The sequence below is a fragment of the Chengkuizengella sp. SCS-71B genome (genome assembly GCF_040100845.1).
Lineage (GTDB): Bacteria > Bacillota > Bacilli > Paenibacillales > KCTC-33759 > Chengkuizengella.
In genome coordinates, this window is sequence record NZ_JAZHSH010000001.1 from 2,936,763 (window position 1) to 2,961,722 (window position 24,960).

A 24,960-nucleotide genomic window follows, 5' to 3' on the forward strand; every position below is an offset into this window, starting at 1 on the left:
GACAGTTTACCCCCATTCTAACGCGAGTTGTCTAAGTGATTGTTGTTGTTTCCTTGCCACTTGTGCAGGCGAATCTACAGGCATATGAAAATGATTCGTTACATTCGTGCTAAAATTTTTATTCGTTGCATTAGATATTTGCTGACTTTGACCGAAATTAGGACCTCTTGGAATGGTAGCCTGTGCCATGTTGTTTGTTGCTCCAATCACTGCGTTCATATTGCGCTCCATCCCTTCAGCTAAACCGATTGGAATCCACTTACCTACATCCATCATGACTCTTGAAGGACTATTAATATCTAAAGCGTCCTGTATTTCATTTTTAACGGATCTAGCTATTTCTCTAGCTGTTCTCATCACTGAAGATTTCATTGCATTCATCCCCTCAATCAAACCTCTCATTGCATCACGTCCAGCATCAGGTAACTGATCTTTTAAAACTACAAATTCCGTTTTTGTTTGATTTCTGATCTCTTGTGTCTTGGTTGCAAATTCACCTTTCAAATGACTTAATTGCTCAGAGGTTTTTACGTTTAATTGCTGTAGATTCAATGCTGTATCCTCACGTAAACCAGCAAATGTTGTGTTAGTACCTCCACGAATTTCTTTGACCTTTAATGCAAATTCATTCCTCACACCTTCAAGCTGCTGTGAAGATGTATAATGTAGTTGTTGGATCTGTAACTCTGTATCAGAGCGTAAACCACTCAGTTCAGCATGTGCTTGTTTCCTTGCTAGACTACTCTTCTCTTTCCACAATGCCTCGTATTTGACTAATTCTTCATTCGTTAAATTCAATAACGCTGCAATTTCTGGTGCTGCATTGGGACCCATTTGTCTTAATTCTTCCAGGAGTCCTTCATCTATTCCACGTTTGACTAGTTGGCCTATATTATCCGACCAAGTTTCTAAATGATTCACTTGACCTTCTAAATTTTTAATCAGTTCTTTTCCTGTAATATCTGCTGTAGTCACTACTTCTTCAAATAACCCTTTGAAATCATAAATAGATTTGGATCTTTCTTTAACTGCTTTTTCATATACTTCATTTAAGCGTTGTTCTTCTTCTTCGATGTTCGTGTTAATTTCTTGAGTCTGTTTTAAAAACGCTTCACTAGCTGTATTTAACTTTGAATAGATTTCTTTACGTACATCAAAGACATTTTGTTCGGCTAGTATTCTTTCATCTGTACCCTCTTTAAAAAGCCTTGTCGCTTCACTCCATATGGCAGCTTCTTCAGTTAGTGTTAACTGTTCTAGTTTGACTTCTTGATCTACCCATTTTTTAATGTTTTTGTATCTATCTTCGGCTGATCCCTCAACAATGGATTCTAACTTTTTTAAATTCTTTTCAGTGATTTTAACAGGTCCTAAAATGTCTGGAATAATGGCCTTAGAAAGTAGCTCTCCTTGATCTTCAATATCCTCTTGTGTATTTCCAATGCCATCCACAAACCCTTTCCCTGCCCATTCTCCTAATTCTCTCATGACTCTGGATGGTGAGTTAATTCCTAGAAGGTCTTTAACCCAATTCGGCAATGTTTCAGCTAATTCTTTAGCCTTTTCGATCACCTTATCTTTCAAGCCACCAATCCCATCAATAAACCCTTGAATAGCATCTTTTCCCATTTCAAACAAAGTGTCACCTAACCCTGAAAAATACTCATTGATGTTATCCCATACGTTCCAAAAGGTTTCCTTTACAGTTTCCCAAGCACCTTCCCAATCCCCTTGAAAAAGCTTTATAAAGGTTTGGATAATACCCATAATAATATCAGTGACATTATTGATCGTGAGTTTAATACCTTCCCACGCTATTTCAACAATGCCTTTGATGATGGGCCAGACCGTTTGAAAAACTGCTTGGATATATGACATGGCTACTTCTATCGCCTCAGAGATATAAGTAGTGAAAACATTAACTATTTCCATAATACTCTCGCCATTTTCATCCCAAAAGCCTTTTATTTTCTCAAGTTGTTCGTTGAAAAATCCAGTTACCGCACCCATGACTTGTCGAACTATATAACTTATAAATCCTAATGCTGTACTAAAAGCACTCTTGATTCTATCCCATATTTTTTTTACACCATCTCTGAAGGTTTCATTCTTTTTATACAAGGTTACAAATATAGCAATCAATCCTGCTATGGCTGCCACTGCAATACCAATAGGTCCTGTGATTGCTGCTAATACAGCAGAAAATCCTCCTGCACCACCAATAGCAGAAATAGCAGGTGTGATGACCGAAAGAATAGATCCAATTGAACTTACTAAAGTCCCTATTATGACAAGAATAGGCCCTATAGCTGCCGCAATACCACCTAAAACTAATATTAATTTTTGTGTCCCTGAGTCCATTTCACCAAATTTACGAATCATATTCGTTACCGATTCTAAAACCTTATTTATGTGAGGTAGTATATAATCTGAAAGGGTTATCGCTAGGCCTTCTAAAGCTGATTGAAATTCCTTAAATCCTCCCTTCGTATTATCGCTCATGGTCTCCGCCATTTTACGAGCTGCACCATCTGCGTTAATCAGCATTTGTGTATTTTTACCAAGGGTATTTGACCCTGCTTCAAGTAACACCGCCCAATGTTTATATGCTTCTGAACCAAAAATCGTAGCCAGTGTTGCTGCTTTTTGTTCTTCACTCATTTCATGGGTTGCATTCTGCAAATCTCCAACTAAATCAGGAAGTGGTTTCATCTTTCCTTCAGTATCAAAAAAGTTCAAACTTAATACTTCCATTAACCCAGACATTTTTCCAGTTGGTTTTGCTAAACGCGTTAAGCTGGTTGAAAATGCAGCACCTGCTTTTTGTCCTTGAATCCCTGCATCCGAAAGTGACATGACTGCGGCTGTGGATTCCTCAATCGACCATCCAAGTGATTGTGCAGACGGAGCTAGATAAACCATGGCTTCACCTAGTTGTTCAACACTCGTATTGGCTGATGATGCTGCTTTTGCGATTACATCTGAAACATGTCCCGTTTGAGATGCTTCTATTGCAAAAGCACTCATGATATTTGACGTTATATCTGCGGCAGCACCTAAATCTAAGGCACCGGCTGCTGCAAGATCGAGTAGCCCAGGCATAGACGATAGTATCTCCTGTGTTTCAAATCCGGCCATCGATAAAAACTGCATACCTTCCGCTGCCTCTGTAGCTGAAAATTTAGTGGTTGACCCCAATTCTTTTGCTTGGTTTTTAAGTTTCAATACATCATTTTCAGTCGCTACAGATATCGCTTTTACTTTTGACATTGCTTCTTCAAAATTCGCACCTGCTACTACGATGCCAGTAGCCATAGCTGAAATGGGAGCCGTTAGTTTTAGCGATAAATCTTTGCCAATACTGCCCAATGAACTTCCTGCTTTTTTTAGAGAGTTCGATACTTCATCCATATGTTTCTTTAATTTTTTCCATGTGTTGGTTTGGTCTTCGATCTTTGCATTAACTTTATCTAATTCTTTTCGAGTGCTGTTCATGGCAGAAACGGTTTTGTTATATCGAATTAGAAGATTTTCAGTTTCTCTAGCTTCTTTTCCCTTTGTCTTTACGCTTTCTTCGTATTTATCACGAAGAGTTCTTACTTTTTCAGACTGCAATTGAAGTTTGGTAGAAAGATTATCCGATATAACTTTCAAGTCATCAACACTTGATCCAAACCCATCTACACTCGTACTTGCAACCTTAAATTCGCTTTCTACAGCTTTTAATTTTCTATTTATGTCTGTAATACTTTTTGTAAATTCAGCACTATCCAATCCAAGATTAACCTTCAGCGCTCCTACTTCTTCCATTCACTCACCCCCTTACAACACCTGATCAATAAATCCTTTTTGTTCTTGCTGATCCTTTCGGTTATAGTTATTAACATGTATTTCTATCAGTGAGTAGATCTTGCGTAACGTACAGCGCCAAAAAGTTTTTTCATCCATATTCAAAAGAACCGTTCCACAATAGTAAAGCCAGTCCCAATCTATTTGCTTTTGGGACTGGCTTGCTTGTTTTTTGAATCATTCGTTTCTGGTAATGAACTTTCAAATGCTTCTGTTATTTTTGACATTACGGTTGACATGTTAGACATATCAATCAGGCTTCCTACTTCCGTTTCTGTTAAATTTTCATGTGCTAATGCTGCATGGAGTAATTTGCGAGTCGCTTTAAAACTCATTTTCTGTAACTGATTGAATGCTTCTTGTATATCACCATAATGTTCTTCCAATTCAACAAGACTGTTCAAATCAAATAATAATTTTCGTTCTTTCCCACCTAATTCAATTTTTACCCCTTTTTGAATCACGTTCTTTCCCATTTTTAACCCTCCTTTTATTAAAAAGAGACTATGAAATCATAGCCTCTTACGCTGTTTCTTTATATACGCCAGTAAACCAATTCGTAATCACTGTTGCACTAACACCTGCATCCCCACTCATCACTGTTGCTTTCCATGCGTTGTCAAATTCACGTTTAATGAACTTACCTGTAATGGTGGGAGTTTGATATTCAATAGATTCCCCTTTTGTTTTATAGTTAGCTTCGGGTAATTCAAACTTCCCTTTATATAGCCACACATATTGATTTTGTCCATCGCTTGTAGGTGAATTAAACCCCAGAGCAACATAAGGAGCTTGATCATCAGACTTTTTAATCAACACTCCCTCAGCATTTACTTCATGACCTAAAAGAAATTCCTGCATTTCAGTCGATAAAGAATCAATATTTAATTCAACTTCAATTTCTCCTAAACTACTATCCGTAGCTGCAGGACCATCATCAGCATATAAAGTAGCTGTATTTACATTAGGCTTTATTTTAGCTTCAATCGCTAAAGCAAGCCTTTTTGGAGTATCATATGTTGTCTCAGTTTCATTGTCAGTCAACATTTCAGCAACATGAATATTTTTTAAACCAATAATAATTGCACTCATTAAATTTCCCCCTTAAATCGTATTACTTTGTGAAAAATACCTGTTTCTTTTTCATATAAATCTGCTTCGCTTGTTCTTGTAAATCCATTTGATTTCATAGCCTGTTTTACTTGGCTTACTATGTCTGTATAATCTGTATTGCTCCATACATCCACTTGAATAAAGTGTGCTGTTCTTTGTTCTTCATCATCAGCATTGAGTCCTGATTTTTGGTTATATTCAAAAAATGTAATGTATGTCTTTTCACTACCTACATAGTTTTGAAACGCTACAGGAACACCAATACCCTTTAGAGCATTTATAATGATTGAATTAATACTCATAGATTTAACCTACTTTTAATTACACTCGACATTGCTTGTTGAATCTGGTCTTTACAAGCTTCAAAAGCTGGCTGCACAAATGGTTGAGCACTCATCTTTGATGTTCCAAACTCTAAAAAATGAGCATAAAAAAAGTCCTTATGAGGACCCACATCTAACTTTCCATCTTTGATTGATGAGATAATGATATGATCTGCTAAATGTTCTTTGTTTAAAGTAGATCGTGGTGCTAATTCTTCCATTTTTGCTCTTAGAACCTCTGCTCCTGCTTTTAAAGCTTCATCTGCAACCTCTTGACTTTGATCCCCCATCTTTTCTAGATTTTTAAGTATGTCTTTCATTCCTGTTAACTCAAATCCCATCACATCACTTCCTTTGCAATGATAGTCAAAGTTTTATTTTTCATGTCGTCATTTGTAACAGATTCAATGTCATAATAGTGCTCTTTAAGTTTGACTCTCATTTTTGTATTTATTTCATCCCTAGTGTAACGAATAACAAATCTCACTGTATTTTCAGTATGAACACTTGCAGCTTGATAAAATTCTTTTCCTTTCATTGTTTTAATCATAGCCCAAACCGTTTTAACATCTGTCCACGTCTTAGGATCATCATCAGATAAAGGGAATCCGTTATCATTCATTGCATTTTCATCAAATTTTTGAATGGTAATCCTTTGATTTAATTGTCCTGGGTTCATAACAGAGATTCTCCTAGCAGAGATTCAATATGTTTTAAGACTGTCGTTCTGTTCTTGCCAGATGATTCATTATCAAATAGTTCTCTTAATTCTGCTTTTGTAAGTTCTTCTGTAATTGAATCTAATACCTCACTGACATTGTGATCTAAAATATGATCTGGATCATCATTGACCTCTACTGCTATAAACCCACCATTGGTTAATTCTACTGCTCTTTCCTTGTTTGCTTCGTATAAATCGCCCATTTTATATTGTTTTTTAGTGATTTTATCAATAAAACCCCTTATTACAACGTGTTTTTTCACTCATTTTCACCCCATTCTTTTAATTGTAAGATGATCCCTTGAAATGCAAAGTTTAGTTTATCCATCTTTTGACTCGGATCACGATTTTCATAATGAAGTGCGACGTACAACAAGACTGCTAATTTATATAATTTACTCTCTGACTCTGGAACGCCAGCATTTGATAAATATTCTTCAGCAGCTTCAAGTAAAAGAGTGAGGGTTACGTCATCCTCACTCCCATCGATTCTTAGATATTTTTTTAATTCCTCAAGCATCATTTATGGTCCTATTAAGCTTCAGGAACAATTTTGGCAATACGAAATGCTGATTTCAGCTTGATTTGATGATCAAACCACGCTGTTACTACAAATTGTTCAATGCCCGTTTTTACATCTTTATCTCTATCATAAAGTGCATCTAAATCATAATTGAAATGCGAATAATTAAAATCTCCTACTACTGGATGAATGGCGGAGTCACAAAATACCACTGGCTTTCCGAGAACCTGTTCAGGTTGTGCAGCAAATAAAGTAGCACTTCCATTAGCAAGCTCTTTTATAATGTTTTTGTAATCTTGATAACGCATAACAATCGTTGCATTTTCTCGATAATCTTCATGAAGGTCTGCAATCGCATCTGTTATAGCCTCATACATATTTCCTGCTTCCTTCTCAATAATGGAAACGCCATAAAAAGACATATGCTCTTCTCCTGCTTTTGGTGTTGTAGCAAAAGCAACTTTCTTCTCTTTAGCTGCAACACCTGATTGTAAACTCATTTCAACATTGGATACTAAATTCGTATCCGTACCGTTGAGAACTGTTTCAGAGACCCCAGCCAATACTTTAAATTTGTGACGATTAAAAGAAACGACATCTCCATCGGCTTTTAACTCTTTTGCTGTTTCTTCATCATTAATAAAATCATCATCATCTAAAGTAAAGCTTAATTTAGGAATTTCTAAGTTCGGTATTTGTGTAATCATCGATAATTCACGTAGTTGATTTTTAACAAAGGGTTCCACTAAGATTTCATTGGAAACTGTTTTCGGCAAAAACTTATTCCCACCTGTTGAATCGTTATCTCCAAGTGCATTAAAAACATCTTTAGAAACTGATTGCTTGCGCATAGTTGCACGAATTAATTCAGCTTTTGCACCTGTTAATCTGGCTTTTGGATCTTCACTTTCTAAACCTGGATTTAAAGATGAGTTATTCTTCATTCTTGCTTGTAAATTAGCTTTTTGCTCTGCTTCTAACTCATCATGTTGCTCTTGTAACAAGTCAAATCTTTCTTTCAAGTCCTTTTTTTGGCTTTTTAAACTTTGAATATCTTCAATGGGCACTGTTGGGTTGGCTGCCTTTGCTGAAATATCCCCCTCTATTTTTTTAAGCTCACTTCCCACTGTCGCTATACTGGCTTTCAATTCATATAATGTCATATTTACATCCCTCCAAGGATTAGATTTAATTTTTGAATACTCACTTCTGCTTCTTCTTTTAACTGTTGTCTTACCTGTTTTTCTTCGTCTGAAATGTCCGAATCCGTTGTTTTATTTGCTATTTCTAGTAGATTTTTAGGTGTGTTTTTATATTTTGCAAAGAAATCACGGTTAAAACTAGCAGCGATATTCTTTTCTTGCTCAATCACATCACATAACCCATACTCAACACACTCTTTCGCAGACAACCACGTTTCAGCATCTAACATCCGAATTAGCTTATCTTTTTCTAATTTCTCACCTGCTTTCGCAAGATAAGAAATCATCATACTCTCTTGAGCTTTATCTAAATCATCTGCTTCTTTTCTTAGATCAGATGCATTTCCCATAGCAAATGTCCAAGGATTATGAATCATCATCATCGTGTTTTCGGGCATAAAAATAGTATCACCTGCCATTGCGATGACACTTGCGATACTAGCTGCTATTCCATCAATATGAATATTTATTTTTGCTTTATGTCTTTTTAAAATGTTATAGATTGCATTCCCTTCATATACCGATCCACCAGGAGAATTCATATAAATGTTTAAGGTCTTTATGTCACCTAAACGATCTAAATCCTCTTTAAAACTTTTTGCTGTTGTGTCTGATTCATCCCATTTATACGATGTGATCTCACCGTATATCTGTATTTCACCCATAGTATGATCAATTGCTTTTACTTTCCAAAACTTCTCCATTATCCTTCACCCCCTTTCGTTGTGATGGATCCATTTCCAAAGGATACATATCTCCACTCACCCATAATTCATCTGCTTTACCACCACGTGGGGGTAAGTCTTCCCAACGTCTTACTTCATCTCTGCTAAGCCACCCATTTCGTAGTCCGTTATGATATAATGCTGCTCTTGCTGCTGTATCTCCTCTTAACAAGGCTCCCACATTAAATTTAAAATAATGACCATTACGTCTCTCGTGTTCATTAAGTAGCTTGCGGTCAAATTCTTGCTCATACTGACGAACAATAGGCATTAATGTGAGTTGAACAAACACACGCATTAACTGTTCACTACTCGAATAACTTTGACCCTCGGTATCATTTAAAAAGGTAACTGGTACATTAAATACATTGGCCACACGTGAACGTGTAATTTTTTCTGATGTAAACGTATCTGCAGGAATGTACTTTCTTTGAATCTCATTGATCTCAACACCAGGTTCTTGAAATAAAATACCCCCATTGTCTTGATAAAAACGTTTAAAATCTTCTATGACTTTTTGACGCTTTTCATTATCCACATTCGCATCGTATTTTAAGATGAAAGAGTTTGAAGCACTTTGCATTTCATTAAGACTAAAATCACGAACAGCCTTATCATAATCACTAGTATTCGTGAGGACCTTTATAGGATTCATTCCTTTTAAACTTCCAGATCCAACAATATGTTTTAAATGCAAGATATCTAGATTATGAAAATAGTATGTTTTGTTACTACCAATAACTTTGTACCATAACTCGCCACTGTCTTTATCAAATATAGGTTCAACGTAAGTTGAGATTAACGGAGTGAGACGTGAAACTTGCCCTCGAATATCTCTCTCAATCATTGCATAGGCATTTCCTGTTTCATTTCTCATGGTCTCCATATTTCGAATAAACTCAAATGAACTCATGTATGAATTAGGTGAATTCATTAATACATCGGATGCTGAGTTAGACACAGTATCATAGTTCTGATGTAATTTCAAGGGCAGTGAAGCCATACTATTGGATAGTCTAGATACAACGCTAAAAATGGTTTCATTGTTTGCTAATTGAGCATTTTCAGTACCCCAAAAAGTACGTCCCAACCAGTTTGAAAAATCAAAACCTGTCCCTTTCCAACCAGAAACCGCGCCATTAATAGCGCTTTTAATCTTATTAATCCACCTCAAATTATCACCACCTTTCATTTATTACTTCATTAGGTCACTCATTGATACCACATTAATATCTCCGTTTCCTTTTGGAGCCACCATCATTTTCATCACTTCTGAATGCGCATTTAAAAAGGCCGCAAAACCGTCAATTTTACGGTAGCGACCTTGCTTTTTAGGCAACCAACTTCCATTATCATTTTTCTTTAACTGCACGTTATTAATGTACCATCTGAATAGCTTATTTTGATTAAATATTACTTTTCCATCAATAAACATAGCTTCTAAATCTCTTAAAACAGGGGTTAAAGTCAAAGCTCCTTGTCTAACTACTTCAGTTTTAAAGCCAAAATTCTCAAGGTCCTTAATGATTCTAAATGCTTTGGCCGGATCATACATCATTTTTTGGATAGAGTAAATCTCAGAATGTCTCACAAACCATTCATATATAAGTTCCAACTTGATGTATTCCTCATCAACAATGGTCAAAAGACCTTGTTCTGATAACCCTAAATAATCAATTTTCTCATTATTTGCTATTACCTTTTTTCTAGGTAACCAAGAATGAGATAATACAAAAACCTCACCTGAATCAAGAGGAAATTCAAGACAGACACTTGTGAAATCTTCTGATTCTGAAAGGTCGAAACCTCCAACACATGGCATTCCTTTTAAAGTTTCAATACCCATGATTTTATGATTTCGTTGAATGACCTGATAATCTAAATAGGACTGTTCATCTGATTTTACAAATATATTAAACCGCTTTGTTATAAAGTCATTCTTTTCTGCAGGAATACGTTTCGCTTTTTCCCAATCCTCGATCATATCTTGTAAATGGATGGATATACCGAGGTTAGGATTAGCCTTGATCCACATCTCAGGTTTTTCAAACTCGCTTTCACCATCTAAACTAGCAAGATAATAAAAGGTTCGTTCATCTTCTATAAGACCATTCAATACATCGACACCTTGTTCATAATAATCTACTAACGGTCCATCTAACTGATAGCCAGCGGTAGTTATATAAATTAATAAAGGTTGTTTCCTGCTTCCTCTCGAGTTTTTAATGACATTGATTAATTTGTAGTCCTTATATTCATGGATTTCATCAAAAATACCGAGGTGAGTATTCAACCCATCCAATTTATCACTATCCGTTGCTTGTGGTTCTATTTTTGAAAAGGTTTTATCATAATGAATAGCATCCCTTAATGTCCTAAACCTTTTCTTTAATTGAGGTGAAGATCCAATCATTTTCTTAGACTCATCAAACAATAATTTAGCTTGTTTCATTGAATTTGCTAATAAAATAACGTCTGCACCGTTCTCATGATCTTTACTGCAACCATAATTTGCGGTTCCTGAGATCATAGTAGTCTTTCCGTTTTTCCTGCCCACAAAAATGATACATTCTTTAAATCTTCTTACGCCTGTATCTTTGTGAATCCACCCATACGTGGAACCTAAAACAAAATGTTGCCAAGGCTGAAGTATTAACTGTTTAAAATCACCTTTTGATGGTTTGCAGAAACTTTCAATAAAACGTATGGGTCTATGTCCTATTTTTTCTATAAAAATGTATGGAAAATCGCTAGTTTTTGCCCTTTTAAGGTCATTTAAATGCCTCTCACAAGCTAAAATAACCTCTTTTGAGGCTACTATTTTTTCAGAAACAACTTGTTCTGCATACCAAGTAGTTAGAAGTGATTGAGCAGGTTTTATGAGCACATTGAGAGCCCCTGTATTAGAAATCTTCGAAGTCGTCATCTTCCTCATTCACCACTTTCTTACGTTGAGCTGGAGTTAATCCAAGCGACTTTAAAAGGTTGTTCAAAGTTTGCACCGTCTTAGTCAGCTCAATGGATAGGGGGTTTTTGATAAGGTTAGTAGCCCCTGCTTTATTCGTGTGTTTATACATCAAATTAGAGTTCTTCACTTCCTTTTGCAATCTCCTATAGAATTGATGTGTTTCAATATAAATTTTAATTAATTCCTCATCAGATTCTTCGTAAGAATCACCTAAATATTCACGTATTTTTTTAGCAGTAGGTACAGCCATTTTTGTGTTACCCCCCTTTCATGAAAATTTTTTCCGTGGTGTGAACGAAGCTGCCAGCCCGGTCTAGCTTTTTTATACATTTTCAGTTTAAAGGTAGGGGGGCTATGCACAGTAAATACACGTAATTTTCAATGTTATCTCCTCCTTATATCACTTCTTCATTTGCCTTTACTTCTATTACTTTGATTCTCCTTGTCCTCTTCTTTCTCTGCTCCTTCTTCCCTTTCTCTGGATGTTCTTTATTATGGCATGACGAACAAACACTTAATAAGTTATCCATGTCTAATGCTCGACTAGGATTATCTTCTAAGTGTTCTATATGGTGTACTATATCTGATGGAGTAATCTTATTTTGTTTAATACATATTTGACATAAGTAGTTGTCTCTTAAAAGTACTAACTTCCTGCAACCTTTCCATGCTTGGCTATCATAAAATTTCTTCTTATCTGCTTTGTTCATAACATTATTCTTTGTTATGTTAACCCTTCATAAATTTTCTAATTATATTATTCTAATAGATTTAAAATAACATAACTCCCATCATTTACATTCTTACATCAATTCTATTCACAGAGGAGGCATTTTGTGAAATGAAATCTTTTTATCGAAATCAATAAAAAGATGACTTCGGCAAAATAACCGAAATCATCTATTAAATATCCTAGTATTATTTATAGGTTGCTTTTTGTATTATTCTTCATTATAAGGCAAAGGAGATAGTTCAGCTAATTCTTCTTTGGATTTTGTCCACCAATAAGAGTCGTGACCATAATAAATATTATACGCCCAATCTTTTGGTCCTTCATGAAATACCAAATCATCTTCATCAATAATATCATTACCTATCCATTTACTTCTTATCCTTCCTATTGCTTCTTCAGTAGAAATACCAAAATCATTTTTCATCATTCGCACTATTTCTAAACATAATACATATCCACTAGTATTGGTTTTAAAACCTAATCTCCCTTTTGAAATACCCTTATAAATATAAGCTGACCAAAACTTAGGATCTTCATCAACTAAAAATATATCTTCTTCCAAAGATAAACCTTTCCATTCTTCATTAATTCTTTGTACCTCTGTTTCTGAAATGTCGTAATCATAAATTATATTACGTAAAGTCTCTATACATATATGATAAGTTTTTTCATTTGTTAAAAAATTAAAATACACCTTCGCACTCCCTTTCATCACTTTTTGGTAATAACTACATTTCCACTAAAATGTCAATTTATAATAATTAGTACCAAAAATTTCTTATTTCCTTATTCATCATAAATAAATATACCTTCTTAATCCAATGGAAATATGTTACTTTTAATGGTTGTTAAACCTTAAAGAGAATCAAAATAACCTTTCATAGTAGAGAAAGGTTTAATAAAGGGAAATACACTCAAAATTAAAGAGTATAAATTGCACTATAAAGAAAGAACAGAGATATTAATGAGATTTAGATAAAAATATGAGTTATGGTACTAAAATTATATAAAAAATCATGTGTTTATGAAACGATAAAATCATCCCAAAAACGACCGTTTATGGGACTGTTATTAAAATGTATATAATTTAAAAACCTCGAAAGGCATGAGAGCCAATCAAGGTTTTTCATAAGACTTACTAACCAAACATTTTTACATAGTTTTCCTATTTACTAGAGCTTTAGTTCAATTTTAATATCATTACATAATTGTTTCGCTTTTTCAGCTCTATTTTTTAATTCTTCATCATCAGTAGATACTTCTAATAAATTCATACAATTATCTTTAAAACTTTTTGCAAGATTTTCTTCTCCTAAATCATATGACACTACGTGGACTTCTACCATTAATGGTTTCTGCTATGATATCAGTTAGCTTTGACATTATTACCTTTATTATAGAATTCATTTTAAGTATGTGGTCAATTTTTTTAGTACTTTCGATTAAGTCATACATTCTATCATATTTTAGCAATAGTTTTTCATTATTATGTTTGTCATCATTTAAAGACTTGTAATATCTATAAAACTCTTCTTCTCTCCATTCCATTTCAGTCTCTTTCGAAATTTTTAAAGCCATATACATTTCATATTTCATTAAGGAACACGAATATATGATTTTACTTCAAACATTATTACCAACTATTCTTTATATATTTAGAAAAAACTACCCAACTCTACAAACGACCGTTTAAAATCGAGATGTTAATAATCTTTTAAATAAACAAAAAGAGAACTGCACCTTCAATTGTAGAATAGTGTCTAACAATTGGATGCAGTTCAAAATCACTGTAATTCTACTTTCAAAATTTTCATAAATAAAACTTCCTACTCATCTCATTTCTTACATTTTCTTTATGAATTCATTTTATAAACCTACTCCATTTTAAGGAATTACTTAATTTAAAATTATACATATTGATTTATTTAATAAAATTCAAAACTATAGGCAAAACTTTTTAGCAAAACCAAATAATTGAAATTATCTAATAAACGTTATTTTCATTTAAATTATCTATCAATATTAACTGTTAGTTTTGTTCAAAATATTTAGTTGCAATTTCCGTTAATATATCATTTCCATGTTCTATATTTTCTAAATAAAATATGAAAAAGTTATTCACATCACTATCTTTAAATATTGATAAATATTTGAAAGCCACATTTAAAAAGATATATCTAGAAACTAATTCTGATGTTAATAAGACCTTGGCTTGATCAGTAATAACTTTTATTAACCTCTCATCTTTAAATTGAGTGAAAGCCTCAATCAAATCATAAGATTTTTCTAGATTATAAGGTTTCTCTGGATTATTAAATTCTTCTAAAACACCTCTAGTTATTATTTCTATACACTCTTCGTCATTTATCTCTGAAAAAAGCAACCATTTTTTTATATTATTGTATTTGTGTATGCTTTCTTTATGATCATTATAAAAATTCTCCCAAAAATCAGACTCAACAAACTCTTCAAATGTAAATCTAATATTACCTTCATTAGTTTGATTTACAATCCATTTAGAATTTAAATTTGAAGTACTAATATTAAATAAATGTGCTTCATATCTCATAACTTGCCTATCATCATTCTCAATAAGAAAAAAGGTTTGATTTTCACCAAGATTAATTTGGTTTATAACTACCATCTCAATAACCAAGTATTCCCTACCCTCAAAAAGTCCAGATTCATATATATTATTTTTCAATTTAACTTTCATACTAATCCCTCAATTTTACATAATTAAAATTTTCATCTACATCTATTATCCAATACTCATCATCTGGATTTTCTCTTAATTTTTTTGGCTTTGGAATCTTAAGTTTTGAATCAAACGAGCTTATTTCACCTGTTAATTGATTTTGATAAAAATGGAACTCTCCTCTACCATACTGTGTTTCGTATGCATTTGAAGACATTTTTGCCCAATCATTAATATCACTACCATCTTTAGTTAGTTCAGCAATAGCTCTAGAGTCCTTTAAGTCACCACCATTAATTATAGGTCTAGAATTAGAAAGAATATCCTCTGTCATTAGTGATCCCTTATACTTCTGAAAGCTGTATATATCTTCAGCACCACTAGTCTTTGTTTTTGTTAAAAAATATATTCCTTCATCAACTAGCTTAAATAGTTTATTTCCAAGGAGAAAGAATATAGCAGCACCTTTATCTACTCTACTAGCATTTGGATCAGCTAATGTATAAAAGTCGCCAAGTAAAAAGTCATTAAAGAACCATCTACTAAAGGCTCTTTCTGATTCACTGTTTCCTGGCTTCTCTTCCCCAGTAATATAATGTGTCCCATCAGGTCCATATAATCCTGCTCCACAGCCACCATATCCACACACCGCACTATGACCACTCGGATCAATATATTTTAACGGATTATTACTTACATACGTATACAAATTCATACTAAGTGGATTACTAATTGTTCCTTCATAAGTATCCTCAGTAATAAACCTACCCATCGATGGATCATAGTATCTTGCACGTAAATAGATCAATCCAGACTCTTCATCATAGATTTCACCTGTATATTGGAATGGGTTATCAAAGGTTTTTGTTTCATGACTTGTTTCAGATAGAACGTTACCCCAGATATCGTAGTCATATTCTTTTAATACATCTTTGCTACCATCATCAGCGATAACTTTAACCACATCACCATGACCGTTATAGAAGTAATATCCACCTAAATTAGATGTCATGTCCTCTCTATATAATAACTGATTTCCCCAAATGTTTCTTGCTGTTGGGTTTCCTACTTGATCTAATTCCTCAATAACATTTCCTTGATAATAAATATATCTTGTAAAGTCACCATCTACACTTTCTTTGGTTGCACGTAGTCCACCTACATAATATTGATACGTTGTTTCCTCATCATTCTCTTTAAAAGTACTTAATTGATTTAGTGCATTATACGTAAATTCTCTTGGACCTAATGGAAGTTTCATTGTTCCTTCCATTGTTTTACGGTTTCCTTTTTCATCATACGTGTAAGTTTGAATGCCTTCGACTACATCTTCTTGAATAATTCGATTTAAATCATCATATTGATACGTACTGAGTTCACCATTTTGATTGATATATTCAATATTCCCAAGACCATCATACCCAAAAGATTCAGCCCAAGTAATACTTCCCGTATCTTTTTGTTCATGAGAGATCAGTTCTCCAAATGGATTGATGTCTGTTTGGAATCCCATAGATAAAGGTTCATAATTGAGTGCTAAAGAAGTTCCATCTGTAGAAATGGTATAGTCATAGTCTCCCATCAATTGACCGTCATAGGAGACGGTTTTAATACGACTTAAATTGTCATGCGTGTAATCTACTTGTTTTAAATCAGGGTAAACTAAAGCATTTAGTCTATCAAAATCATCATAGTTAAAGGTATAGGTGTTCCCAGCTATTTGTTGTGTGTTTAATCGTTTCCACTCATCATACGTATAGGAAAGGGTTTGCCCTTCACTATTGGCAAGCTCTGTTGGCAATCTTGTTTCTGGGTCATACGTATAGTCTTCCCATAATACTTCTTGGCCAGTGTTATCTGTCACCGTCATATGTTCGACTTCGTTATATGGACTATACGTATAAGTAAACGTTTGACCTTTTTTATCTACAAAGGTTTCAATCAGACCTTTGTTATTATACGTATACGTTTCTTGATCATCAGATGGAGAAGTTTCTGTTAATAACCATCCGACTTCGTTATATATTTTCGTAACCTCAGGCTCAGTTTTGTTATTGATATAGTATTCTACGACCTGCCCTAATGGGTTATAAACATACTTATAGGTTTGCCCGAGGTCATCTTCTAGGAATATTAAGTTCCCTGTTCCATCATAACCGAATTGATTCGTTTGTGTTTTTCCTTCAGAAGTGACGGATGTTTCTAGTAATTGACCTAAAGATGAATATTGATTGGTTGTGATTCTTTCTTTATCTCCATTCACATCACGTTCAACAAACTTTATGAGATTTCCACTGACGTCATAGTATGAGATTTCTTCTTTTCCGTTTGGATAAACCACTTTGGATGTTTGTTGTAGGGTGTATTTTCCATCGGCTCCTTGAACCGTGTTTGCATAAAAATATCTTGTAATGTTCCCTTCTGCATCCTCCATGCTCATGACACGATTTAAGTTATCATACGTATAACTGGTTCCTAAATCACTATTTCCATAAGGTTTGGTTGCATCTGTAATGATGCCATCATTAGATTCTATTTCGTTGATGACTTTTGATACTTCATTTACATTTCTGACTTGTTTTACATTTAAGCCAAATGGATTATAAAAGCTCTCTATTTGTTCACCATCTGGTGTATTTACAGTTACTTTTCTTTCATCGTTAACGTAGTCAACAGTCGTGGTTCGAATGTCTCCACCAAATGGCACTTGGCTGTAAGATGTAATGCGGTCTAGATAGTCATATTCATATTCGACTTCACTTGTATCTGAATAGATGATTTCTCTTAAGTTACCTTCTTCGTTATAATCATATTGAATGGTTAAAGATGTTGGACTTTGACCTTCTTCTAAGGTAACTTTTGAAGTTTCAGTTTTTAACTTTGCATCCTCTGTATAAGTAAACTCCTTATCTGAAACTATACTTTCATTCCCAAATTGATCTCCAGATGCATAACTTGTTAAACTCTTCAATAACTGATCTTCATAAACATACTCCTTTTTAAGAGTATCTGTTTTATTTGAAGTTGGAAGAAAAGGATCTTGATACGTGTATATTTCTGTTTCAAGTTCCGGTAAATCATTTTGAGCTCCACTACTACCGTAAACGATATCTTTTTGATACGTAAATAAACCATCTTGTGATTGGATGTTTATATTTGAGAGTTGATGAAAATTACCTGTGTATTCATATACAGTTGTATTTCCTAGTGGATCAACTTCTTGTTTTAATTCCCCATAATTATCGTATTCAAAGTAATGGGCTTGTACATTCACCTCAGGATAAGGAATCTCTGGAAATTGTACGTTCTTTACATTCATAATAAATCTTTCATCTACTTCTTGTACTACTTCCTCATAATCAGGTATGTCGTCTGAGTACCGATATACAGTAGTGGGTTGAATATGATCGCCTGAATAATCATAAGCAATTACAACATCTGGTTGTGATAAAAAATATTTTTCATCTTCTATGAACTGAAGTTCACTCTCTTGTAAATCTCTTGTCCATGTTGATGTTAGTAAAAATCTAGTCCCATTATTTTGATAGTAATAGAAATTTTCTTCCCCAGTGGAACTTGAAACCTTATTCGTTTGTCGATCACCAAATCGAGATGAATTTCTTAATCTTGGAATCTCAATTTGACTATTTTTCCAATATTCTTTGAAGTTCCAACCATGATCTTGATGAAGTTTAGCATATTCCACATAGTTTATAGAAGAAGAGTTCACAGGATCTTCATACATAAAATCAATTCGGTTTACTGCATGATAGGAGATGTGCTGTAATGCATAACGGTCAATGAAAAGCTTGGTTGTATTCCGTTGTTCTTCAGCCGATCCAATCTCCTGATTCCCTTCAAAATAATCATCATCCCAAAACGGATCATACAGATCATAATTAAATTTCATAATCGTTCCATTATTGAAATAAACATTTTTTAATAATAAATATGGGATTTCCGCATAATCTTGCCATTGTGTATCATAAACTTCATCTAATTCTATTAATACTCTATCTGATTCCCAATAATCAATTCTGTTTTTATATTCGTCATAGTCTAAATGATTTCTGATCCTGTTCCCATCGCTTTCCTTTGTATAGTGAGCATATGGTTTTAAAATAAGATTGAAATCAGCTAATGTTGTTGAATCAATAGGGTAATAATTATAAGCTTCCAATACATTTCCATCTATATCATTCACTTCATCTAGTCGCCAATAAGAAATACTTTCCGTTATGATGTCATTTGGAAACGTGAAATTGGAAGTATACCTTCTATACGTGATATCTTCCGTTCTGTTCGTCGTTTTATAATGAATTTCTTTCAGTGTACTCCCATTACGATCAAAAACACTAATTTGATAAATAACCATATCATTATTTCTATATATTGAGACTCTTCTTCCAAGAGAGTCAGAAATTGTAATGTTATTGTTCACATCATCGTATTCAAAAATTAGTTCATCATCTAGAATCCGATCATACTTTCTTAGGATTTTTCCGTCCGCATCAAATTCATACATTATATTACCAATACCAAATCTATATTGTTCAACATCCCATCCTGCTTCATAATCCCATCTATCAGGACCGTTCTCAAAGTTAAATCCCTTCCAAAATTGATCACCTTGAGGTAGAACTTCAAAACTCACATTGTTTCCATAAGGATAATCCACTAGTTCAATTGTTGGATAGTTTGGATTATCGTAGTTGGTTCTTCGAAATTCGTATGAACTTCCATCCTCTAATGTAAATACCATTTTGGTAAAAGGATTCAGTTCAAATTTATAACTGCTTTCATATACTTTATCATCATTACTATCTGTTCCAAGATAATCAGTGTCATTTATGATGTCACCTTTAATATCTTCCCATTCCAAATACGGCAAATTTAAACTCCACCCATTTGCAATAAACCCACTCATAACATCCTCTGGATTAATCTCATCGGATTTGTTAGTAGTTGAAGTTGCACGTGGATCCTTCACTTTACTTTCAAGTGAGTTGTAATGTCTTTGAAGAACCAAGTCAAATCCATTTTTTCCAGGTAAGTATACATCGGTTACCCTCCGATTTGCCGTTCTATATAGTGAATCTACATAGTCATCTGTTGTTATCTTATAAGTATATTCATTGTTAAAATCGGAAAAAGTAAAATCTTCTGGTACGGAAGCCTTTGAGAATGTTTCTTTTAGTTCTTTTGTGTTCGAGTCTCTTGCTTTATTTAATTTTAAATTTTGTATTTCCTCAATATAACCTTCTCGATCAGTATGATATTTATATTGCGATATCGCTACTGGTAGCAATTCTTCTAAAGTGTTAAAATCTGTTGAATTCAATGATGCTATTTTTTTATTCAACAATTCCGTATCTAGTTTGAATAGCTCAAATTTTTCAACTTCATTTAATTGATTTATATATGTTGGATAAAAATAAGCTGCAATTAATAAGAGATCTCCTCTTAACTCAGGAACGTCTATTCTTTCTTTTGAAGAAAATCCCTTAGAATCTTCTTCAGTTATAGGTAAATCTATAAGTTCTTCTTCAATATTTTCTTCAGATTCTGTTAATTCTTCCCCTAGGTTTTCAATTGCATCCTCTGTTCCTTGTGCCGATTGATCAATTAACTCTAACGCTTTAGCTACATTTACCAAACCAAAACCATATCGATGCTTATCTCCTAATGGTGTTGCTGAATTGTATAATATATTTTTCACTTCATCAGCTGTCAGCTTCTTATCTGATTCCCAAATAAGTGCTGCAGCACCTGTTACATGAGGTACAGCCATGGACGTCCCTGTCATTTCGCCATAATTTCCATCTTGCAAGGTGCTTAAAATTGAAGTACCAGGAGCCACTAAATCAAGTTCTAATCCTGTACTAGAATAATCTGCTCTCTCCAGTTTTTTATCTACCGCTCCAACAGAGATGACTTCTGGAAACAATGATGGATATAATAACGTATTATTACCTTCACCTAAGTTTCCTCCTGCAGATATCACCAAGATCCCTTCGTCTTCTGCTGTCTTTATCACTTCATGAAGTGCTTGACTATAGGATTTTCCACCAAAACTCATAGAGATAATATCCATCTTGTTATCAATTGCCCATTGAATCCCTTCAATGACTTGAGCATAAGAGCCATTTCCATCTTCATCAAGTACTTTCACTGCATAGAGATCAGCACCAGGAGCAACCCCTAAAACACCTAATCTATTATCGAGTGCAGCTATGGTTCCAGCAACGTGAGTTCCGTGTCCTTGGTCATCTTCATCAAATAATTTACCTTCTACAAAAGAAATCCCATCTTTCACTTTTAAATCAGAATGGTCAGCTATTCCTGTATCTAAAATGGCTATATTTACGTTTTTACCATCGAATTTATTTTTAAAAGCAATATCACTCCCAATAGCTTGAATCCCCCAAGGAAGCAATTGATTATTTTCGTCTACATCTTTCTTTGTTGGTTTATCTATGGATGCAACTTCAACGATTGCATTTTCTTCTACAAATAAAACTTCATCATCGTTTGTTACTTCTAATAACTCTGCTTCAGTTAATTCAGCAACGATGAGATCTTCCTTTTTTGTTTTAATTTTCTTAGTCTTTTTATCTTTTAATTTTATTTCCTTAAATTCATCTGCAGAAACTTCATCATTTAAACCTATTAAATACGAAGTAACTGGTTCTTCTATTAATAGTTCACTTGGATTTGCATAAGATAGATTTGAAAATATCATAGAAAAGATACATATATATACTATAACTTTTTTTGAATCCACTATATTTCCTCCTGTTTTGAAATGGCCAAAAATCTATTCTAAAATGTAACTTTTATTTAAATTACCATTATGATCATATTCATACACCATTGTTTGCCCATTTGGTAGTATAACTGAAGTAAGTCTATCCTCCTCATCATAAATGTGCGTAAAAGATCCGAAGAATGTACCGTTAAATTCTGGAATTGCAATTACCTCTACTGAGTCATCACTTTCCCCATTACGATTTATTGCACTTACCACATAAAAGTATGTAGTACCATTGGATACGTCGTAGTCTATATAATTCATTGTTTGTAAACCACTCTCTACTATGGTGTATGGTCCTCCTGAAATCAATGATCGTTTTACAGTATAACTACTAGCGCTTGCTCCTGTAGATACATTCCAACTAATCCTTACAGCACCATCTCCAACAACTGTAGTAATTCCTGATGGGGTTAATGGAATTTCTGTTGGAAAAGGTACAACACTAACTTCTTCAGAATTATCACTTTCTCCACCACCATTTACTGCACTAACTACATAATAATAAGTATTTTCGTTAGTTACACTTGTGTCTATATAACTAGTTGTGGGAATCTCACTTTTTATCGTTACATAAGGTCCACCACTTGCTTCAGAGCGCATAACTGTATAACTTTCTGCTCCTATGCTATCGTCCCACTGTACTTGAACCTTTCTATCTCCAGAAGTTATAGATAAATCAGATGGTGGACTTGGAATTGTTATGGCCATTACTTCATTTGAGGTTTCACTTTCCCCAGCGTTATTTATTGCTTTGATCACATAATAATACGTAATTCCTTTGGATATATTTGTATCTACATAGCTGGTTGTTGAAATACCACTTTCTATCGTAGTATAAGGTCCTCCACTTACTTCTGAACGCATGATTGTATAACTTTCTGCCCCTATACTTTCAATCCAATTCAGTTGAACCCCATCCCCACCTTCTGGTGTTGTTGACAATCCTGTTGGAACAGTTGGTAAAGTTACTGCACTGACTTCATTTGAGTTTCGACTCTCTCCACTGTTATTTTCTGCACTAACCACATAATAGTACGTTGTACCATGGATGACCTCCAAATCTATGTATTGTGTTTCTATAATTCCACTTCCAACAACTGTATAAGGTCCTTCTAAACTAGTAGATCGTTTTATATTATATAAATCTGCTCCAATTATTTTATCCCATGAAATTTGTACTTGTGAGTCAGTAGATGCTGTTATTAAATTTGTAGGCTGAAAAGGAGGAGGAATTTTCAGATCTGTCCAGCTACTAGCTTCAGACACTTGACCATAGTTATCCATTCCGACAGCCACGACTGTTCCATCACTTTTTAAACCGATTGTTTGATTGGTTCCATTTGCACTCACTTCGACAATGTCTGTCCAGTTACTCACTCCAGACACTTGACCAAAACTATTCGACCCCACAGCCACGACTGTTCCATCGCTTTTTAAACCTACTGTATGAACCAATCCTGCACTCACTTGAACGATATCTGTCCAGTCTTCTACATCTATAGCACCATAAATATTATTTCCAACAGCCAGAACAGTACCATCGCTTTTTAAACCTACTGAAAAATTGCTTCCTGCACTTACTTGTATAATGTTGCTCCAGTTACTTACTCCATCTACTTCACCATATCGATTGGATCCCACAGCCACGACTGTTCCATCGTTTTTTAAACCCATAGTATGTTCGCTTCCAGCGCTTACTTGTACGATATCTGTCCAGTCTTCTACTCTTTTTTGACCAGAACCACCAGAGCCTACAGCCAGAGCAGTGCCATCGCTTTTCAAACCTACTGTGTGTGATCTACCTGCATCCACATCAACAATGTCTTCCCAGCTACTTACTTGTAATTGACCATTTTCTCCTTCCCCAGTTCCCTGTACAGTTCCATCGTATTTTATACCAACCGTAAAATCACTTCCTCCACTCACGTGCATGATGTTTCTCCAATGACCCACAGTGACTTGACCATCAGAATTTGATCCTACAGCTGCTACAGTATAATCACTTTTCAGACCTAATGTAAAATTACCTCCTGCACTAATGTGGCTTTTTCTTACATCTCGCTGAGCTAAAGTCAAAGAAGAACTAGTCATATTATTCTTTTGAGGTTTTAATTGATTAACTTCATCAATTTCTCCAAAAACTAATTTCTTCGTAACTTCTTCTTGAATTTCATTAGATATTACTAAGGTTGGAAACACCAATAAAAATATGCACATCAAAACTATTGATTTTTTAATAATCAACATTCATTCCTCCTAATATTTAAGTTATTATGTAATAATCTAATTCTCTATTAAACTTCTTATCTATCCTTCTTAAAACCAATCCCTCCTTCATTTACTAAAACTTTCATTTATTTACCTTTAAATCATATATAAATCTCTTTCATATTCCAATGGAAATAATTTCATTCTGAGGCTGCGAGGATCTAGAATTAAACAATTTAAAAAACTTTCATAAAAAGTTAACATATAAAATATTAAGAAGAACTAATAAATTTTCTCTTATTATCTATAAATCGTTTTGCTATCCTATTATATTGTTTCTAACATGTAGCACTTGTAAGAATAATAATTGATCCTATTGTTTATCATCCTGCTTCCCTCCCCTAGCACAATGGATGATATTTTCCCAACAAAAAAAGAACGTATTTCTACGCCCTTTCTGTTAACCGTTTAATCATAAAATTTTATTTTTAAACTTTAGTTCTATATTGTTATTACTGTGGCTTTAAGACTTCTAGAGCCAGCAAAGATAGAATTCACACCGAAGAATGATAAAAATGTACATCTAAGATCATACTTATTGATTCCAGGATCCGGATCTTCATCTACTAAAGGAAAGTTTGGAAAGTTTGTATGTCTAAATTCAATAGAATTAGGTTTTGCATAATCCATTTCATCATTTATTGTTGCAATGGTAGTGCCATTTCGCAAGATCTCATATTTCACTTCAAAAGATATAGAATCAAGTCCTGGATTACCTATAACAGCAATTTGGGTCATTGAATCAATTGATACTTGAGTTTTCTGTGGTTGTTGGACACAAACATCAACTGTAGCTACAACCACAGGAACTTCATCAGGATCAGGAAAGGGAAGTTCGATTGATCCTTCACCACCATATGGGTTCTCTACCGAAAAACTTTGAGCTATTACAAAAGGTCCTTTATTTAATCCCATAAACTTACCTCCCAACTTTATTATTATCCGTTTATCCTATCTTATGAATAATCTAAAGAAGTTGCTTGGACTCTTATCTATGGGCTGGAATGTAAAAAAGAGCGCTAC

The 24,960-nt window shown here is 34.0% G+C and carries 20 protein-coding genes; all 20 read right to left on the minus strand.

The genetic code is table 11. From position 1 onward, the window contains the following. Positions 1 to 6 precede the first annotated feature (6 nt). Complete coding sequence (locus VQL36_RS14405; RefSeq protein ID WP_349249989.1) at positions 7 to 3,810, minus strand: phage tail tape measure protein; 3,804 nt, start codon at positions 3,808 to 3,810, stop codon at positions 7 to 9. Positions 3,811 to 3,989: 179 nt separating this feature from the next. Further along, positions 3,990 to 4,325 carry a hypothetical protein gene (locus VQL36_RS14410; RefSeq protein ID WP_349249990.1) on the minus strand — a complete coding sequence of 112 codons (336 nt, stop codon included), beginning with the start codon at positions 4,323 to 4,325 and terminating at the stop codon, positions 3,990 to 3,992. Between the two features lie 46 nt (positions 4,326 to 4,371). Beyond that, complete coding sequence (locus VQL36_RS14415) at positions 4,372 to 4,941, minus strand: major tail protein (RefSeq protein WP_349249991.1); 570 nt, start codon at positions 4,939 to 4,941, stop codon at positions 4,372 to 4,374. Next, positions 4,941 to 5,264, minus strand: coding sequence for a hypothetical protein (locus VQL36_RS14420; RefSeq protein ID WP_349249992.1), 324 nt, complete (start codon positions 5,262 to 5,264; stop codon positions 4,941 to 4,943). Before VQL36_RS14420 ends, VQL36_RS14415 begins: the two co-directional genes overlap by 1 nt. Then, entirely contained in the window at positions 5,261 to 5,626 is a 366-nt protein-coding gene (locus VQL36_RS14425; protein WP_349249993.1) for an HK97-gp10 family putative phage morphogenesis protein, read from the minus strand. The genes VQL36_RS14420 and VQL36_RS14425 overlap by 4 nt, the downstream gene beginning before the upstream one ends. Continuing rightward, positions 5,626 to 5,964, minus strand: coding sequence for a phage head closure protein (locus VQL36_RS14430; protein ID WP_349249994.1), 339 nt, complete (start codon positions 5,962 to 5,964; stop codon positions 5,626 to 5,628). The genes VQL36_RS14425 and VQL36_RS14430 overlap by 1 nt, the downstream gene beginning before the upstream one ends. Next, entirely contained in the window at positions 5,961 to 6,269 is a 309-nt protein-coding gene (locus VQL36_RS14435) for a hypothetical protein (RefSeq protein ID WP_349249995.1), read from the minus strand. The genes VQL36_RS14430 and VQL36_RS14435 overlap by 4 nt, the downstream gene beginning before the upstream one ends. Continuing rightward, positions 6,266 to 6,526, minus strand: a complete 261-nt coding sequence (locus VQL36_RS14440) for a head-tail connector protein (RefSeq protein WP_349249996.1) — start codon at positions 6,524 to 6,526, stop codon at positions 6,266 to 6,268. The genes VQL36_RS14435 and VQL36_RS14440 overlap by 4 nt, the downstream gene beginning before the upstream one ends. A gap of 14 nt (positions 6,527 to 6,540) precedes the next feature. Continuing rightward, complete coding sequence (locus VQL36_RS14445; protein WP_349249997.1) at positions 6,541 to 7,692, minus strand: phage major capsid protein; 1,152 nt, start codon at positions 7,690 to 7,692, stop codon at positions 6,541 to 6,543. Positions 7,693 to 7,694: 2 nt separating this feature from the next. Then, complete coding sequence (locus VQL36_RS14450; protein WP_349249998.1) at positions 7,695 to 8,435, minus strand: head maturation protease, ClpP-related; 741 nt, start codon at positions 8,433 to 8,435, stop codon at positions 7,695 to 7,697. Then, the gene (locus tag VQL36_RS14455) at positions 8,404 to 9,630 is read right to left on the minus strand and encodes a phage portal protein (protein ID WP_349249999.1); all 1,227 of its coding nucleotides are present in this window, start codon (positions 9,628 to 9,630) and stop codon (positions 8,404 to 8,406) included. The genes VQL36_RS14450 and VQL36_RS14455 overlap by 32 nt, the downstream gene beginning before the upstream one ends. Before the next feature lie 21 nt (positions 9,631 to 9,651). Next, positions 9,652 to 11,382: a terminase large subunit gene (locus tag VQL36_RS14460; RefSeq protein ID WP_349250000.1), complete on the minus strand. Its 1,731-nt coding sequence runs from the start codon at positions 11,380 to 11,382 to the stop codon at positions 9,652 to 9,654. Then, positions 11,360 to 11,674 (minus strand): phage terminase small subunit P27 family, encoded by a 315-nt coding sequence (locus tag VQL36_RS14465; RefSeq protein ID WP_349250001.1) that lies wholly within the window; start codon positions 11,672 to 11,674, stop codon positions 11,360 to 11,362. Before VQL36_RS14465 ends, VQL36_RS14460 begins: the two co-directional genes overlap by 23 nt. Before the next feature lie 145 nt (positions 11,675 to 11,819). Continuing rightward, positions 11,820 to 12,134, minus strand: a complete 315-nt coding sequence (locus tag VQL36_RS14470; protein ID WP_349250002.1) for an HNH endonuclease signature motif containing protein — start codon at positions 12,132 to 12,134, stop codon at positions 11,820 to 11,822. Between the two features lie 231 nt (positions 12,135 to 12,365). Then, positions 12,366 to 12,851, minus strand: a complete 486-nt coding sequence (locus VQL36_RS14475) for a hypothetical protein (RefSeq protein ID WP_349250003.1) — start codon at positions 12,849 to 12,851, stop codon at positions 12,366 to 12,368. Positions 12,852 to 13,329: 478 nt separating this feature from the next. Further along, positions 13,330 to 13,503, minus strand: a complete 174-nt coding sequence (locus VQL36_RS14480; protein WP_349250004.1) for a hypothetical protein — start codon at positions 13,501 to 13,503, stop codon at positions 13,330 to 13,332. 683 nt (positions 13,504 to 14,186) lie between these two features. After that, positions 14,187 to 14,873, minus strand: coding sequence for a hypothetical protein (locus VQL36_RS14485; RefSeq protein ID WP_349250005.1), 687 nt, complete (start codon positions 14,871 to 14,873; stop codon positions 14,187 to 14,189). A 1-nt stretch (position 14,874) separates the two neighbouring features. Then, positions 14,875 to 21,639 (minus strand): S8 family serine peptidase, encoded by a 6,765-nt coding sequence (locus VQL36_RS14490; RefSeq protein ID WP_349250006.1) that lies wholly within the window; start codon positions 21,637 to 21,639, stop codon positions 14,875 to 14,877. Between the two features lie 33 nt (positions 21,640 to 21,672). Then, positions 21,673 to 23,913: a hypothetical protein gene (locus VQL36_RS14495; protein WP_349250007.1), complete on the minus strand. Its 2,241-nt coding sequence runs from the start codon at positions 23,911 to 23,913 to the stop codon at positions 21,673 to 21,675. A gap of 465 nt (positions 23,914 to 24,378) precedes the next feature. Continuing rightward, positions 24,379 to 24,852, minus strand: a complete 474-nt coding sequence (locus tag VQL36_RS14500) for a hypothetical protein (protein ID WP_349250008.1) — start codon at positions 24,850 to 24,852, stop codon at positions 24,379 to 24,381. Positions 24,853 to 24,960: the final 108 nt, after the last annotated feature.